Raw genomic sequence first — 16,225 nt, forward strand, 5'->3', positions numbered from 1 at the left:
CTAAAGCCGATGGTAAAGCGGGGTTTTCTTAGCCGTTGACTGAAGTCAACGGTAATATTAAGGCACAAACCTCAAATCGCTGCGTACCGGAAAGTGATCGGATAACTTGGCCTGGGTAATTTTATAGTTTAATACCTCAAGATCCTTAGAAGTAGCAATATAATCGATCTGGAAATTAGGGAATTTACCATTGTAGGTTTTTCCAAAACCGTTACCCTTTTTAATAAAACTATTGTTTAATCCGGCGGTGATCTGAGTAACCACATAAGAAGCCGGGGTATCGTTAAAATCGCCGGCAATAAGGTAAGGGGTTTTACAGGTTGCCATTTCCTTTTTCATAATATCTACCTGACCGCTACGTTTCAAAAAGGCACTTTTCAGCATCCTTAAAATCCGTTTAGATGGCTGCAGTTCGGTATTCATTTCCTTTACCTTATCTAAGTATTCGTAATCCTGCTTTTCGAAAGAGATAGATTGAAAGTGTACGTTATAAACCCGTAAGGTTTTTCCTTTAATGTTTAAATCGGTATAAATGCTCATGTTGCCGGGGAAACCTTCAACAAAGGGGATTTTACCAGAATCCTTAATCGGGAATTTAGAAAATATGGCTAAGCCAGTAGCTTCGTAATCGTTTTTATTGGTGGGTACGAAATAGTAATATTTTGTATTTAACAATGCTTTTAAGCTATCAACCGTATCAAAAGCACCTTTGTAACGGGTAAAAAATTCCTGGAAACAGATGATATCGGGATTTTGATCTTTTACCACCTGAAGCATTTTTTCTTTTACCGATTCGGTATTGTCTTCGCCGTATAGTTTAAAGCTATGTACATTGTAGGTCATCATCCGGATGCTATTGTCTGCTTTTTCGGTACCACCTTCATCGCCACCAATGGCAAAGGTTGCTTTTAAAGTTTTAGCACCAAGTGCAATAACCAGAACGGTAGCAATTGCAAAAATCCATTTTTTGCTTAAAAGCCACCAAACCAAGAAGATAATATTAATGAACAGGACAAAGGGATAGGCGAGACCGAAAAAAGCAATAATGGCATGTTTTCTTGGATCCATATTTCCGGCAAGAACCCCCAATAGTAAAGCAATTGCCAATGCAACGGCAATGGGCAAAAGGAGTTTATCCACTAAACTATACTTCTTTTTTTTTGTGGCCATTAATCTTTACTTGCCTTAAACAGTTTTTCTTTTTCTACTGCTGTTAATTTATCGTATCCTGAGGTTGATATTTTATCTAAAATGGCATCTATTTCCTGTTGGGAAACACCGCCTTTAAATTCGGGTTTTTTAACCGGTTTCTCATTCCGGACTACCTTTAGTTTTGGTTTTCGTTCGAACAGCTTGCTCCAATCTCTTCCGTTCTGCAAACTTTTAATAAAGGTGAAACCTAAAAGTGCACCACCAATATGCGCTAAACTTCCACCTGCATTTACCGATCCGATGGCAATAAAATCGAGGATGAAATAGACAATGGCAATCCATTTAATTTTAACCTCGCCAAAGAAAAGCAGCATGATGGTGTAATTCGGTACCAGTGTTGCTGCGGCAAAAATAATGGCCATCACAGCGGCAGATGCCCCCACAATGGTTACGCCTGCTAATCCACTGGCATAAAGTGGAAATACATTTAACGCGGCAACAGCAAATATACCTCCAAATAGCCCCCCAGCCAGGTATACAAAGTGAAATTGACGGCTTTTTAGGAAATTCATGAATATATTGCCGAACCAGAATAAGCCCAGCATGTTAAACAGGATATGAAGAATCCCGTCATGAATAAACATATAGGTAAACAGGGTATAAAAGCGTTCGGGCAGTTTCGAAATATTTGCTGGCAACGCTAAATAATCGCTTACGAATATATCAATAATATCACCTTGGCCACTTAGCTTGCTAATTACCCCGATAACAGCGATAATTAAAAATAGCATTGCATTAATCCCGATGTAAAAGAACAATGGGTTGCCCGATTGAAAAACCTTGTATTTTAAATCTTTGAAAGTATTATTCATAAAGCGTATAAAATGTATCGTTTTTGTCTTTCCATATTTTAACAAGTATAAAGCCGATTAGAGCACCCCCAAGGTGAGCATAATGGGCTATAGAATCGCCTTCAAACTGGGCAACACCCAAAGATAACTCTACTAAAATATAAATGGGTATAATATATTTTGCTTTCACCGGAACAGGAATAAACATAATCAGTAATTCGGCATTTGGATAAAGCATACCAAAAGCAACCAATAAACCAAAAATAGCACCAGAAGCACCAACCATACCGCCAAAATAGATGCTTCGTAGTGTAACCGCCTGTGCCATCGATAGTTGGTTTGTGTTGAATTCCCCCTGAAATAATGCGGCAAGGTTTATTTTTCCGTTATTAGTGGCACTACCTATAATCTGGTGTACTTCGTAAGCCTGTACGGCCCATTGCAATGCAAGCGCACCTAGTCCGGTAATAAAATAAAAGATAATAAACTTTTTGCCTCCCCATCTTGATTCTAATAAACTTCCAAAAGAATACAATGCAAACATGTTAAAAAAGATGTGCGCTATCCCGCCATGCATAAACATGTAGCTAATCGGCTGCCATATCTCAAACTTCGGAGAATCAAAATAATATACCGCTAGCCGATCATCGAGGTGAAGAGTGGTTAGTAGGTAGCTGGCCACGAAAAATAAGACGTTAATAATCAGCAGGTTTTTTACTACTGGTGGAATATATATGTTATTCATTTAATTTTAAAGATCGGTTAATTGTTTAAACTGGTTAATCAGTTAATCGGCGCTACACGCCTAACACCAAACGCCGAACCTGGTTAATTGTTTAAACTGGTTAATCGGTTAACTGTTTTGTATTGCTCTTTGGCTTCAAGTTTTGCTATGCCATTAATCTTCGGACTTCCGACTCCAGGCCTCCGACCTTTCTAACCTTTCTCAAACTTCTTATCCAGCTCTGCCAAAGTAATGGTTTGGATAATCGGTTTACCACTCACGCTAAAGTTAGGTGTTTTACAGGCAAAAAGCTCATCAATCAAGGTATTCATTTCTTCCTGACCAAGGCTTGTTCCCGCTTTAATGGCACTATTTTTTGCTAAACTCCTTGCAAGGCTATCGCGTTTGCTTAATTTTAGTTCCTGCTGTGAGTTTTTAAAGCCCTCAATCAACTGTTCAAATAATTGCGTTTCGTTAATGTTGCTGCTGCCCAGATCAACCGGAACACCTTCTACTACCAACGTATTTTTCCCAAACTCCCGTACATCGAAGCCCAAACTTTTTATATCATCCAGTAAACTTTTGGCCAGTTCAAAATCATTGGCATTAAGCGTAATGGTTTGCGGAAATAAACTCTGCTGCGATGCACCTTTGCGGTCATCCAGATGTACGAGAAAACGCTCGTAAAGGATCCGCTCATGTGCCATTTGCTGATCGATCACCATTAGGCCCGACTTAATCTGCGAAACAATGTAGCGGTTGTGCAATTGCATGTACTGCTTTTGTTTGGTTTCTAAAACAGTCTCATCAGCATAAATAGAAGTTTGTTCTACAATTGGCTGTTCTGTTATTTCGTAAAGCGAACCCCAGTTTTTAGCACTCGGTTTGGCTTCATAATTTCTTGGCGATGAGGCGTAACCGGATGTAGAACTGCTGTCGCTTGCAAATGGATTAAAATCAGGATTGAAATTAATGCTCGGTGGCACAATATCTTCAACCGCTTTGTGGGTAATCATATTGCTAAAACCTGTTTCCTGATCGAAATCTAAAGTAGGCGAAATATTATAACGGCCAATTGAACGTTTTACCGCCGATTTCATAATCGCATAAATGGATTTTTCATCCAGATACTTAATCTCTGTTTTAGTGGGATGAACGTTTACATCGATTTTTGATGGATCGATCTCTATAAACAGTACATAGAGCGGATAACTGTCATCCGGTAATAAATCTTCGAAAGCAGAGCTTACCGCGTGGTTTAAATATGGATCTTTAATGAAACGGTTATTCACAAAAAAGAACTGCTCGCCCCTGGTTTTCTTTGCAAAAGCAGGTTTACCGATATAACCTTTTAGGTTAATAATGGTTGTTTCCTCTTCAACAGGAACCAGACGTTCGTTATAGTTGTTGCCAAAAAGGTGGACAATACGTTGTTTTAAATTGCCTTTTGGCAGGTTAAAAATCTCGGTACCATCATGGTGCAGACTAAAAAATACAGCAGGGTGCGCCAATGCTACCCGTTGAAATTCATCCAGGATATGGCGCATTTCTACCGGATTACTTTTAAGGAAATTCCTTCTGGCAGGCGTATTGAAAAATAAGTTTTTAATCGAAATCTGTGTCCCTGGTGAGGTGGCAACGGGTTCCTGATTGGTTACCTGTGCACCTTCGATAGAAATACAGGTACCGATTTCATCCTCATGCCTGCGGGTTTTCATTTCTACCTGCGAAATTGCTGCAATAGAAGCCATGGCCTCGCCGCGGAAACCCATGGTACGGATGGCGAATAAATCTTCCGCTTTTTTTACCTTCGAAGTGGCATGGCGTTCGAAACACATTCTAGCGTCGGTAACGCTCATTCCACAGCCGTTATCTATAATCTGAATCAATGCCTTTCCGGCATCTTTTACTACCAGTTGAATTTTATCTGCGCCGGCATCTATCGAATTTTCGAGCAATTCTTTTACCGCAGAAGCAGGTCGTTGAACAACTTCTCCGGCAGCAATTTGATTGGCAACAGCATCAGGCAATAAGTGAATAATATCAGTCATGTATTAAGGCAAAGTGAATTTGCTAAATTATGCAAAATAAGCTTAAAGAACCTGATTTGTTTAAAACTCAACATGTAAATGACTGTTGGTAAATAGGATTGAATTGCTTCTACTGGTTTTATTTACACCAGTTGTCATCCTGAGCGGAGTCGAAGGATATGGCTGGAAAGAATTAATTCTTTATGCTTAAATTTTTTGTTTTTTTGAAAAGCAGGTTCCTGTTCCAGTCGGTTTGGGTAGTCCCGCTGTCTGCTGTATCTTTTTGGCTGTCATCCTGAGCGGAGTCGAAGGGCAGCCAAAAAGTATACCGCTTCCATCGGGTTTATTTTACAAAGGGCTCTTCATCCAAACATCGTGAAGAAATAAACATCCATTTTTACGAAGAGCCGTCCTACTGATCCGATAGCTATCGGATTTGTTTCAGGATCTATGAACGGATAAAAACCTAGGTGTCCGTAGAGTTCCGAAGGGCTCTACGGGATGACGAATAAAAAAGAGTCTCTGACTCATTCTTAATTGTTGAGTTTGAAAACTCAATCTTATTAGCCAATCCGTAGAGACGCTGCGCTTAACTCTACGGACAGGATATGGCAAAAAACTAAGAAATAAAATCCATGCTTTCTGTGTTTCCGTGGCAAAAAAAACTACCCTCTGTAAAACCGAATTTACAAAGCCAAATGATTTCAATTTTCTATCTTTATCGATATGAAATCCATCTTATACAGCCTTTTTCTAGCTATACTCTTCTCTTCTTGTGCCAGGAAGGAAGAAGCTGATGTAGTTGTTTATAATGCTAAAGTTTATACCGTAAACAACAAGTTCGAAACAGTTGAGGCCTTTGCTGTAAAGAATGGTAGAATCTTGGCCCTGGGCAAAAGTGATGATATCAAAGCAAAATACGCTGGCAAAGAAGAAATTAATGCCGATGGAAAAGCTGTTTATCCAGGTTTTATCGATGCTCATGCCCATTTTTATGGCTACGGACAAAGTTTGCAGACAGCTGATCTACGAGAAACAAAATCGTGGGATGAAGTACTTAAGCGCTTAACCGACTTTGCTAAAACGCATCCTGATGGTTGGTTAATTGGTAATGGCTGGGACCAAAACGATTGGGACAATAAAGCTTTCCCTACTAATGAAAAGTTAACCACACTTTTTCCAGATCGCCCGGTATTTTTAAACCGTATTGATGGCCATGCGGCTATCGCCAATCAAAAAGCACTGGATGATGCTGGTATTAAAGGAGAACAGAAACTGGTAGGAGGCGATATGCTTACCCAAAACGGGAAGTTAACCGGTGTTTTAATCGATAATGCCGTAGCTTTAGTAGAGCGTAAAATACCATCACCAGACGCTAAAATGGCCGAAAAAATATTTATCGATGCACAGAAAAATTGTTTTGCTGCTGGTTTAACCACTATTGACGATTGTGGTTTAAGTTATTTAGCTGTTGATTTTATTGAAAAACTGCAGAAAGAGAAAAAACTTAAAATGAGGCTATACGTCATGCTTTCTGATGAGTCTGATAATTATAAATATTTATTTAATCGTGGCCCGATTAAAACTGACCGTTTAAATGTGAGATCATTTAAAGTTTATGCCGATGGTGCTTTGGGATCACGTGGGGCTTGCTTATTGCATCCATATAGCGATATGCCCGAAAAAACAGGTTTTCTATTGAGCGATCAAAAACACTTTGAAGAAGTGGCCAAAAAGATCGCAGCCAATCATTTCCAGATGTGTACCCATGCCATTGGCGATTCGGCCAACCGCGTAATCCTGAATATTTACAATAAAATTTTAAAAGGTAAAAACGATCAGCGCTGGCGCATTGAACATGCACAGGTAGTTAACGCTAAAGATTTTGACCTGTTCGGCAAAGCCAATATCGTCCCTTCAGTACAGCCTACACATGCCACTTCCGATATGTACTGGGCCGGACAACGTTTAGGTGCCGAAAGGTTAAAAAGTGCTTATGCTTACAAACAATTGTTAAAACAAAATGGTTGGATTCCTTTGGGCACCGATTTCCCGGTCGAAAACATTAATCCATTATTAACGTTTTATGCAGCAACAGTGAGAGAGGATGCAAAAGGTTTTCCGAAAGGGGGCTTCCAAATGGAAAATGCCTTAACGCCTGAAGAAGCTTTACGCGGAATGACCATCTGGGCCGCAAAAGCCAATTTTGAAGAAGATGAAAAGGGCAGTTTGGAGAAAGGTAAATTTGCCGATTTTGTTATGCTCGATCACGATATTTTGAAATCAACACCACAAAACATATTAAAAACCAAAGTTTTAAAAACCTACCTGAACGGAGAAAAAGTATATGAAGCGAAATAGATTGTGTATCCTGTTTGTAGCATTTTGCTGCAATATTTTATGTTTAATGGCCTGCGCACAGGAGCATACAGCGAATGAGAAAAAACTGGCTATTGCCAACGCGATAGCTAATGCAACCGTGTTATTAAATAATCAGGATGGTGTTATTCCTTTAAAATCGTTGGAGAAAAAGAATATTGCTTCGGTTAGCCTGAGCTTTGCTTACAGTACCGTTTTCGATAGTTTGGCGAATAAATATGACAAAATCACCTCATTTTCTGCCGATTCTTATAAAGATAGCGTGAATTTGAACGATTTAGAAGATGATCTTAAATATTTTAATACCATTTTAATCAGTATCGATGATCAGAATGTAAACAAGGCGAAATACATTAATTTCATTAACAGTATCAGTAAAAATAAACAAGTAATTATTTCTTTTTTTGGTAACGGACCAGGTTTAAAATCATTCGATCAGTTAAAATCGCCAATTGTGTGGACTGCCCAAAACAGTGCAGATGCGGCTGCCATTGTGCCGCAATATATTTTTGGTGGCATTGCCGCTTCGAATAAACTAACAACAGCATATTCTGCCCGTTATACCATGGGGTCTGGTTTTACTACAACAGCCATCCGTTTAAAATATACCGTACCCGAAGATGCGGGCTTAAACTCAAATAACTTAAAAGAAATTGATGCCATTGCCGCTGAAGCGATTGCACAGAAAGCAACGCCAGGATTGGTGGTTTTAGTAGCTAAAGATGGTAAAGTGATCTTTAACAAAGCATACGGCACACATACTTATGATACCAATGTGCCTGATAAAGTAACCGATATTTTCGATCTGGCCTCTGTAACCAAGGTAACGGCAACTACACCGGCCGTAATGCGTTTGTTTGAAGAAGGAAAGTTGAAATTAGATACCAACATCGGTGCTTATATCCCAAAGGCGCGTACTACGCCGATGAACAATATCCAGGTTCGTGAGGTGATGTTGCACCAGGCTGGTTTCATTCCTTATATCCCTTTCCACGATTATGTGAAAACAGGTGATTATAGCAGGGATTCTTCGGCAGCTTATCCGACCAAAGTGGCCGATAATTATTATATCAAAAAAGGCTTTTTCAAAGATTTTATGTGGCCTAAAATGCTCAATTCGCCAATTAAAACACGCGGCAAATATGTGTACAGCGATATTAGTATGTATGTAATGAAAGATATTGTGGAGCATATTAGCGAAGAGCCTTTAAATCAATATACCTACGAAAACTTTTACAAACCATTAGGTATGCAAACGGCAGGTTTCTTGCCGCGTAACCGCTTTAAACCAGAACAGATTATCCCAACAGAAATGGATACCTACTTCAGGAAGACATTATTAGTGGGCTATGTGCACGATCAGGGCGCGGCTTTGGCGGGTGGAGTTTCTGGGCATGCGGGTTTATTTGCCAGTGCCAACGATCTGGCCATTATTTATCAGATGCTTTTAAACCGCGGAACTTATGGTGGTGTAGAATATTTCAAAAATTCGACAGTAGATATGTTTACCTCGAAGCAATCGAATGTTAGCCGTAGGGGTTTGGGTTTCGATCGTTGGGATCCGGATACGACTAAACATTATCCCTCGGAGCTTGCTTCTCCACAAACTTATGGTCATACCGGTTATACCGGAACTTGTGTGTGGGTAGATCCGTCCCGTGGTTTGGTATATGTATTTTTATCTAACCGTGTTAATCCCACCGTTACCGATAAGTTATCGAACTTAAAAATTAGAGGTAGGATAGAAGATGTGGTGAACAAAGCCATCGACGAATCGAAGAAATAGAATCAGCTATAATCATTGATCAAGTTTATTTTTATTCGTAATTTCAGAATACAAACCTAAAAACAGCTTAATACTATGAAATTAATTAAAACATTAACTTTTTTACTGCTTTTTTTTGCAGTGATTTCAATCGCAAATGCACAGCAGATTAAAGATGGAGAAACCGTAGATGTAAACGGAATTGCCGTAACCTATTCTGTTACCAATAAAGAAAAGTTGACCATAAAAGACCAGGATTTTGACCGCTATAAAGTTTTAGCTTCGATCAAAAACAATACTGGCAAATCTTTTAATATCCGTTTGGCCAATTCATTGGATCTTACTGGGATTTCTAATTCAAAAATTATAGAGTTAGATTGTATCAATGCCACAGGTGCAAGGTTAACCTCAAAAAAGGTTCAGGTGAGCATGAAAAGCCATTTAATTAACGTCACCTATCCGACAAAAGACAAAGACGGAAAATCAATCACGGCGATTCTTCCGGTTACAGCCGGATACTACTTTGATGAAGGACAGGTAATCGAAAACGATGCTATTTTTATTGTTCCCGCAGGCGAAACGCCACAGGTTACCGTAAGGAGCTTGTTGAAAAATTAAAATTAGGAGTTGTCAACTTTCTGGCAAACTGGCTATTAAAGTTGACAATTCTTTAAATAATTAATTTTTACAGTTATAATAGGCATCAAAAAGCTTATTTCTGAATTTATAATTAGGATCGTATTTCTTTTTCAGTTTAAAAAATGATTCAGCATTTGGATAAGCTTTTGAAAACTGTGATTGAGTAGCCTGTAGTTGGTAAGGCAGATAGTAAGTACCTTTTTCAGAAAGCGATGCATCAATCAGGGCCCTTGTCCATTGGGTTACTTTTGCCTTTTCTGTATCAGATACTTCCTGTTTGTAATAAATTACGAAAGCAAAAACTTCCTCCTTCGCCCAGGCGAGATACGATCCCGTATCTTTATTTGCATGCCGGATTGAAATATTGATCACATTTACATCATTGCTTTTTAATACTTTAACCATTTTTGGATAAAAGGAATCAAAACGATCTACAGGGATAAAATATTCTTGTAAAACGTAGGTGGCTTTTTTTCTTGAGTTGGGTTCCAACTCTTTTACATCATAGGTAGCTTCATAATTTCTCCATTCAACAACTTTACCTGTATAATGTAATGGATCTGCAATGTGTTGCCTTAACCACTTTCCAAAATCAGAACCAGCAACTACTTTCATGGCAAATTTTTTCAGCCAATAGTTTTTGTCATTTGGTTTTAAACGCTCGGTTACAGTTAATTTATTTTCGGTTCTGGCATAAGTAACCGCTCTAACTTTGGTGTAGCTGTTTGGGTATATATCTGCGTTATGAAATACAAATCGAGGTTTATTTCTAATGCTGGAAAAGAAGAATTTTTTGTATCCCGCAATATTCATTAACGTATCGTTTTTCTCTATTTTATAATTCTCTGTTAGCGATAAGGTTATTTCAGTGATTACGCCAATTCCACCGTAGCCACCTATGGCTGCATAAAAAACCTCATTATTAACCGTTGGGCTTGCAGTGATGAAACTTCCGTCAGCCAAAACGATCTTAAAACTTTTAACCGATAAGATAATTGGTCCCTGCCCAACGTAACGCCCATGAACATTAACGCTAAGTGAACCACCAACGGTGAAATTCGCATAAGTCTGCATAATTTTAACAGATAAATCATATAGGTCAATAAACTGGATCAGCTCTCGCCACCTTATACCCGCCTGAACTGTAACTTCCTTCCGTTCTTTGGAGAAGCTTAAAATCCTGTTAAACATTCTCATATCAATTTGCAGGGCATTTTCTGTAGCCGTTTGTCCACCTTGACTAAACCGGCCTCCACCTATCGAGATTGGCCCGTTGTGGCCTTTAACTGCTTTAATAATTTCAGTAGAAGTTCGCGGGGTAATTATGTTGGCAACCTTTATGGGGTTGAGCTCGGTAACATCGTTTACGACGTTCTTTTGTACAATCGGTTTATCAGGCTGGCACGCAAGAAGTAAAGTAGTGAGGATTAGAAAAATGCTGAGAGGGGAGCGTTTCATAGTGATCAGATGCTTTTGGGTTTATATACAATGATATTAAAATTGTTAAATCTAATAGGTTGTTTTATAGAAAGTTAACTGCCCGTTAAGTTAATGATTTAGAACCAACTTATAAATTACCGTTTTAAGTTCTTCGCTATCACGATCTTCGCACAATAGGAAAGTTGTACTATGCTCACCTTGATTAAGTAAAGTAATGCCTTCGAACTTATGCTTGCCTGAGATTTTATTGCTAAAAGCTAGTTTTAGGCTTTGCAGGTTAATGCTGCCAATAAAACTGCCCAAAATTTCACCATCTGCATAAGTCGATTTGGTATCTTCTGCGGTAGCAATGAAAAATATTTCATTTTTTACCAATACAGCATCTGTAAAAGAGGATTCAACATGATCAATATTTGGAAGCTTAAAAGAGTTGAACTTAGCTTGTTTAGCTTTAGCTAAGTCTACTCCCTGGATATTGAATATGCCGTTCTTTGCATCGATCCCGTTGCCACGGTTAAAAAGTAGCCACTTATTGCCTGTACAGATTGCACCTTCCAGGTTAAAGTTCTGATCATCTGTTTTGGAGATAGATTTAAGTAAGGAATAAGTTTCGGTGAGGTCTTTTTGAAAAACTTTTTGTGTTTTCAGGTCGAATTCGATCATCAGGTTTCTTTTGGGTGTGGAGCCAGAACCTAAAATGTATAATTTATCGCCGTGCTGACAAAGGATTTCGAAATCGGGTTTTAAGGATTTAGGTATATTTTCTAACTGATCAAGTGTTTTGTCAAATAAGATCTGAATTTTGCGTAGCTTTTTGGTTTTGATATTGTATTCATTCAAATAGCCACTGTTATCGCCAATGATATACAGTAAATCTTCGTGAAGAAATAAACCCGAAGCAGAACCAATGCCATCAATCTCAGCAAAAACGTCTAAAGTTGTCGAATGCATGTTTGAAAATAATAAAAAAAGCACCGGTTTTGGCCGATGCTTAGTATTTTTTTGAATAAGATTGCAGCGTCTCGATGAAAAATCGAGTCTCTCAGCAATGACGATCTTTTTTTATTTTTTCAATCCAATTTCTCTTAATCTCTCATCCAAATATTCTCCGGCAGTCATATCGCTATAAGCTTTAGGGTGTTCCGCATCAATGGTTGATGGCAAGCTTGTTAAATCCATGTCGCTGCGTGGATGTAAGAAAAAAGGAACAGAGAAGCGCGATGTTTTCATCAGTTCACGGGGTGGGTTTACCACTCTATGTGTAGTCGATTTTAATTTATTGTTGGTTAAACGCTGTAACATATCACCCACATTCACCACAATATCGGTATGATGTGCTTTAATCGGCAACCACTCATTGCTGCGGGTTAATACTTCTAAACCATCTGCACTGGCACCGATTAATAAGGTGATCAAATTGATGTCTTCATGCGCACCTGCACGTACCGCATCGTCTGGAATGGTTTCAGGATTTTCGATCGGGAAGTAATGGATACCCCTCAAAATAGAATTTCCGTTATGAACATGTTTGTCGAAATAATTGATTGGCAATTCCAAGTAAGTCGCAATGGCACGTAACAGATGTGTCCCGTTTTCTTCCAGCTTTTTATAAATATCGCCTGTAACTTTGTTAAACTCTGGTAATTCCTCTAAAATCTCGTTATCAGGATACTCATTTTTAACAGGGTCACCATCAGTTACTTCCTGGCCAATCTGCCAGAACTCTTTCAAATCTGGAGTTTTAGCCCCTTTAGCTGTTTCTTTGCCTGCACTGGTGTAACCACGTTGACCAGCTAATTCTGGTTTCTCGTATTTCCTTTTGGTTTCAACAGGAAGCGAAAAGGCAGCTTTAATATTTTCATAAAGCTTATCAATTAATTCCTGGCTTAAACCATGGTTGGTAATGGTAACAAAACCCGAATCGTTAAAAGCCCTGCCCAATTCATCAGAAAACTTTTTACGGTCTTCTGCAGAACCATTGATGTAAGAGCCTAAATCTAAACAAGGAATATACGGTGTAGACATAATTTTATATTTAATGTTTTACGAATTTAAAAAAGAATTGTTAATAAGTGCGTTTCGGTTGTGTATTAAGTATTTAATAAATTAATATACAGTTTTTTAAGTTATTAACAAAATCAGAAAATGAATGCAATGATCGATTGTCACACTAAATCCATTATAATTTAAACGCAAACTAGGCTTTGTTTAATTTCGTATAATTAACTGGAAAATAACTTGATGAACGGTGAGGTAAATTGGTTATTTGCGACTAATAAATTAAACACACACAAAATGAAAAAAATAATTTTAATTCTTTTATCGGTATTGGCCTTAAATCAGGCAAATGCGCAAGGGAAAAAGACAGAGAAAGCCACATTCGGAATGGGCTGTTTTTGGTGCACTGAAGCCATTTTTCAACGTTTAAAGGGCGTTGTATCGGTTAAATCTGGTTATGAAGGCGGTACTTTAACCAATCCAACTTACGAGGAAGTATGTACCGGTGCGACAGGGCATGCCGAGGTTTTAGAGATTACCTATAACCCGATGGTGATTTCTTATGATGATTTATTGGAAGTTTTTTGGAAAAGCCACGATCCTACAACATTAAACCGTCAGGGTGCCGATAGCGGTACACAATACCGTTCAGTTGTTTTTTATCACACGGCTGAGCAAAAAGCTTTGGCAGAAAAGTATAAGGCAGAGTTGAATAAAACCAATGCTTATGGCAAAAAAGTGGTAACAGCAATTGAAGCAGCCAAGCCATTTTATATTGCAGAAAATTACCACCAGAACTATTTCAATAAAAACGGAAGTGAACCCTATTGCAGATTGGTAATTCAGCCCAAAATAGAAAAACTGGAAAAAATATTTAAAGCGAAGCTTAAAAACTGATAAACTTGGTTGACTGAGGTTGTATCATAAATATCTATCATCCTGTCCAAAGGACTCCTACGGAGAGCTTGTTGAAGGACATGTTTAAATACGCTTAAAGGTGTTTCGACAGGCTCAACACGACAGCATCAGAGCTGAAATCGCCTTTATGATACAACCTCTTTTCCTATTTTAGGAATTTAAACTTCTATCTATGGTAAAAAGAATCGTGCTTAATATCAATACCCAAAAAATTGCTGATGCAGTAAGTTTTTATAAAGATATTTTGGGGCTTGATCTGCTAATGGATCACGGTTGGATTGCAACTTATGGTACTCCGGGGCAAAAAATGGATGTACAGATCAGCTTTGCTTCAGAAGGTGGGTCGGGTACGCCAACACCAGATCTATCCATCGAAGTTGAAAACGTTGATGATATATTGGAAAAGGTGAAAGCCGCCGGATTTCCGATCGAATATGGTCCGGCTGATGAACCATGGGGTGTTAGGCGTTTTTATACCAGAGACCCATTTGGGAAACTGATTAATATTTTAAGTCATTATTGAGAGCTAATTTTTGACAAAACATTAGAGTTACGATGACAGGTTTAGGTGGGGCGTCATTTCGACCGCAGTGGAGAAATCTTTGAACTATGTTAAAAGATCTCTCCATTCCGCTGCGCTTCATCCGATAGCTATCGGATCGAGATGACGAATCGTCTTTTAATTCAAAAAACCTTTAGCTTTTTCGAGCAGTTCGCTACCTTTTTTGCCAATTTCTTTTTTACCCTTTTCTATGGTTGAGGGCTGTGTATACTCACTCACCGAATTAGAAAGCGCTTTAAACTTGCCTATGCCAGCAAATACTTCTTCGGTATAAGGAACACCCTGCTGTTTCATCAGTTTTTCCCAGTCTATTTTCGAGAGTACCGCAACCATGTATTTAGTGGCGATTTTACCGATAAATGCTTTGTCGTACACACTGGTTAAAGCCTTGTCTGAGTCGCGGTCTTTTACATAAACGATAGTTTGTTGTAGTGCTTCGCGTTCGCTGTTAGAAAATAGTGGGCTTTTGCTCAGCTTTTCCAATGCTGGAAGTGATTTCTCGGGTCGCTCTTTCTTTAAATTCAAATAAGCGGTTATTCCCCAAACCAGTTCGTTTTGAATGCCCAGTTTGTTCATGTCGTTTAAGAAAGCCTCAAAATCTTCAAGCGATCTTTCTTCATCAATTTTTCGCTCCATTCTCATTCTGTCAAAACCTCTAAAAAGATAGTTCATGCTATGGAAAGACAAATGTGTCTGCTCATCATTTAAACGGCTCCAGCCAAAAAATGATTTGGTGTAGGGGAGTGGGATTTTCTCGTTTTTATCCAGCCATTTAATGTTTCTCGAAAGGCCATCTTCAGATAAATAAAACAGGTTGTTGCTAAAAAACAAGAAACCGCGCACAAATTCTAAAAGTGTTTTAATTTCGTTATCATCCAGCAGTTCTGGTTGAGTTTTGGCACATTCATATAAAGCAAAAGGTTGCCCCAGATCTCTGGTGGCCAGTACAGCCATGCTTAAAATGGCATGTTCTATATTTTGATAGTAGGCCTTGTTTGTATCCTTAAAAAATGGTTGCGGCGTTTTTACGCCCGTTTTCATCGCGATAAAACCAGCTGTTAGGAGAGGAAAAACATCTTCATCGGTTTCTTTTACAAATTGTTTAACCGATCTATATTCTTTATACAACCTTAAGGCGTCTATTACAGAAATGTTTTCATTTCCATGCCCGTTCACTTTATTTAAGGTTCGAACAACACTTTGTGCCTGTTTGCTGAATTTCTGATACTCGGGCTGGGTGGTATCCTGAACAGCGGTTGAACGGACAGCTATTTTAGCAAATTTATAAAATATGATTTTATCGTAATTGATGTTTTCGACCAGTTTCTTTTTATCAAGTTCGAGTAAAAGCTGATCGGTTTTTTCGCCAGAACAGGAAGCTAAAAATAGGACAACGCAAAATAAAATTAAATTCTTCATGAGGCATGTTTTAAACGAATAGATGTTTAAAACTAACATTTTAGGAAAGAAAAAAAATGAAAAACGCAGATTCTTCTAAATTTAGCCTTTCAGGACATTCCTTAATTATCGAAATTTAAATTTTTTTGAGTTTTTAAAAGTAAAATGATAAATTTTTAAAGGAAATAGATGGTACTATTAGCAAATTAACAATCGGTTTCTGTGGTCAGTTTTATGTTCTATTTGTTTTGTTATTGACTAAACTAATTTTTGGATTAAAATTTGATTAGAACATGTCAAAAAGAGGAAAGTATTTCTAATTTTTTGGCAATTTTTTCAGATTTAATGGCCTAAAATTCGTAGGATGTT

The 16,225-nt window shown here is 38.2% G+C and carries 13 protein-coding genes; 5 read left to right on the forward strand and 8 right to left on the reverse strand.

Annotated features, from left to right (window positions below; genetic code table 11):
* Window positions 1-57 precede the first annotated feature (57 nt).
* The 4 genes from AC07VK_RS09965 to mutL form a co-directional block, all read right to left on the reverse strand.
* Window positions 58-1,170: an endonuclease/exonuclease/phosphatase family protein gene (locus AC07VK_RS09965; protein WP_492954112.1), complete on the reverse strand. Its 1,113-nt coding sequence runs from the start codon at window positions 1,168-1,170 to the stop codon at window positions 58-60.
* The gene (locus AC07VK_RS09970; protein WP_492960190.1) at window positions 1,170-2,024 is read right to left on the reverse strand and encodes a rhomboid family intramembrane serine protease; all 855 of its coding nucleotides are present in this window, start codon (window positions 2,022-2,024) and stop codon (window positions 1,170-1,172) included. The genes AC07VK_RS09965 and AC07VK_RS09970 overlap by 1 nt, the downstream gene beginning before the upstream one ends.
* Entirely contained in the window at window positions 2,017-2,748 is a 732-nt protein-coding gene (locus AC07VK_RS09975; protein ID WP_492954110.1) for a rhomboid family intramembrane serine protease, read from the reverse strand. The genes AC07VK_RS09970 and AC07VK_RS09975 overlap by 8 nt, the downstream gene beginning before the upstream one ends.
* 191 nt (window positions 2,749-2,939) lie before the next feature.
* Window positions 2,940-4,778, reverse strand: coding sequence for a DNA mismatch repair endonuclease MutL (mutL, locus tag AC07VK_RS09980; RefSeq protein ID WP_492954109.1), 1,839 nt, complete (start codon window positions 4,776-4,778; stop codon window positions 2,940-2,942).
* A 705-nt stretch (window positions 4,779-5,483) separates the two neighbouring features.
* Here mutL and AC07VK_RS09985 point away from each other — a divergent pair.
* The 3 genes from AC07VK_RS09985 (at window position 5,484) to AC07VK_RS09995 (ending at window position 9,519) form a co-directional block, all read left to right on the forward strand.
* On the forward strand, window positions 5,484-7,118 hold the full coding sequence (locus AC07VK_RS09985) for an amidohydrolase (protein ID WP_492960193.1): 1,635 nt from the start codon (window positions 5,484-5,486) through the stop codon (window positions 7,116-7,118).
* 46 nt (window positions 7,119-7,164) lie between these two features.
* Window positions 7,165-8,922, forward strand: a complete 1,758-nt coding sequence (locus AC07VK_RS09990; RefSeq protein ID WP_492960195.1) for a serine hydrolase domain-containing protein — start codon at window positions 7,165-7,167, stop codon at window positions 8,920-8,922.
* Window positions 8,923-8,997: 75 nt separating this feature from the next.
* On the forward strand, window positions 8,998-9,519 hold the full coding sequence (locus AC07VK_RS09995; RefSeq protein ID WP_492960197.1) for a hypothetical protein: 522 nt from the start codon (window positions 8,998-9,000) through the stop codon (window positions 9,517-9,519).
* 60 nt (window positions 9,520-9,579) lie between these two features.
* On the opposite strand, the gene AC07VK_RS10000 is transcribed toward AC07VK_RS09995, so the two are convergent.
* From AC07VK_RS10000 to AC07VK_RS10010, 3 genes are all read right to left on the reverse strand, one after another.
* Window positions 9,580-10,998: an FAD-binding oxidoreductase gene (locus AC07VK_RS10000; RefSeq protein WP_492960199.1), complete on the reverse strand. Its 1,419-nt coding sequence runs from the start codon at window positions 10,996-10,998 to the stop codon at window positions 9,580-9,582.
* A 90-nt stretch (window positions 10,999-11,088) separates the two neighbouring features.
* A complete protein-coding gene (locus AC07VK_RS10005; protein WP_492960201.1) occupies window positions 11,089-11,931 on the reverse strand; it encodes a DUF6929 family protein in 843 nt (280 codons plus the stop codon).
* 111 nt (window positions 11,932-12,042) lie between these two features.
* Window positions 12,043-13,005, reverse strand: coding sequence for an isopenicillin N synthase family dioxygenase (locus tag AC07VK_RS10010; protein WP_057932189.1), 963 nt, complete (start codon window positions 13,003-13,005; stop codon window positions 12,043-12,045).
* 270 nt (window positions 13,006-13,275) lie between these two features.
* Between AC07VK_RS10010 and msrA the strand changes: the two genes are divergently transcribed.
* Both msrA and AC07VK_RS10020 read left to right on the forward strand, forming a co-directional pair.
* Window positions 13,276-13,875, forward strand: coding sequence for a peptide-methionine (S)-S-oxide reductase MsrA (gene msrA / locus AC07VK_RS10015; protein WP_029279958.1), 600 nt, complete (start codon window positions 13,276-13,278; stop codon window positions 13,873-13,875).
* A gap of 193 nt (window positions 13,876-14,068) precedes the next feature.
* A complete protein-coding gene (locus tag AC07VK_RS10020; protein WP_492960203.1) occupies window positions 14,069-14,419 on the forward strand; it encodes a VOC family protein in 351 nt (116 codons plus the stop codon).
* Window positions 14,420-14,575: 156 nt separating this feature from the next.
* On the opposite strand, the gene AC07VK_RS10025 is transcribed toward AC07VK_RS10020, so the two are convergent.
* The gene (locus AC07VK_RS10025; RefSeq protein WP_492960205.1) at window positions 14,576-15,877 is read right to left on the reverse strand and encodes a hypothetical protein; all 1,302 of its coding nucleotides are present in this window, start codon (window positions 15,875-15,877) and stop codon (window positions 14,576-14,578) included.
* Between the last annotated feature and the right edge of the window lie 348 nt (window positions 15,878-16,225).

This window comes from Pedobacter sp. GW821-FHT01D05 (genome assembly GCF_059422505.1).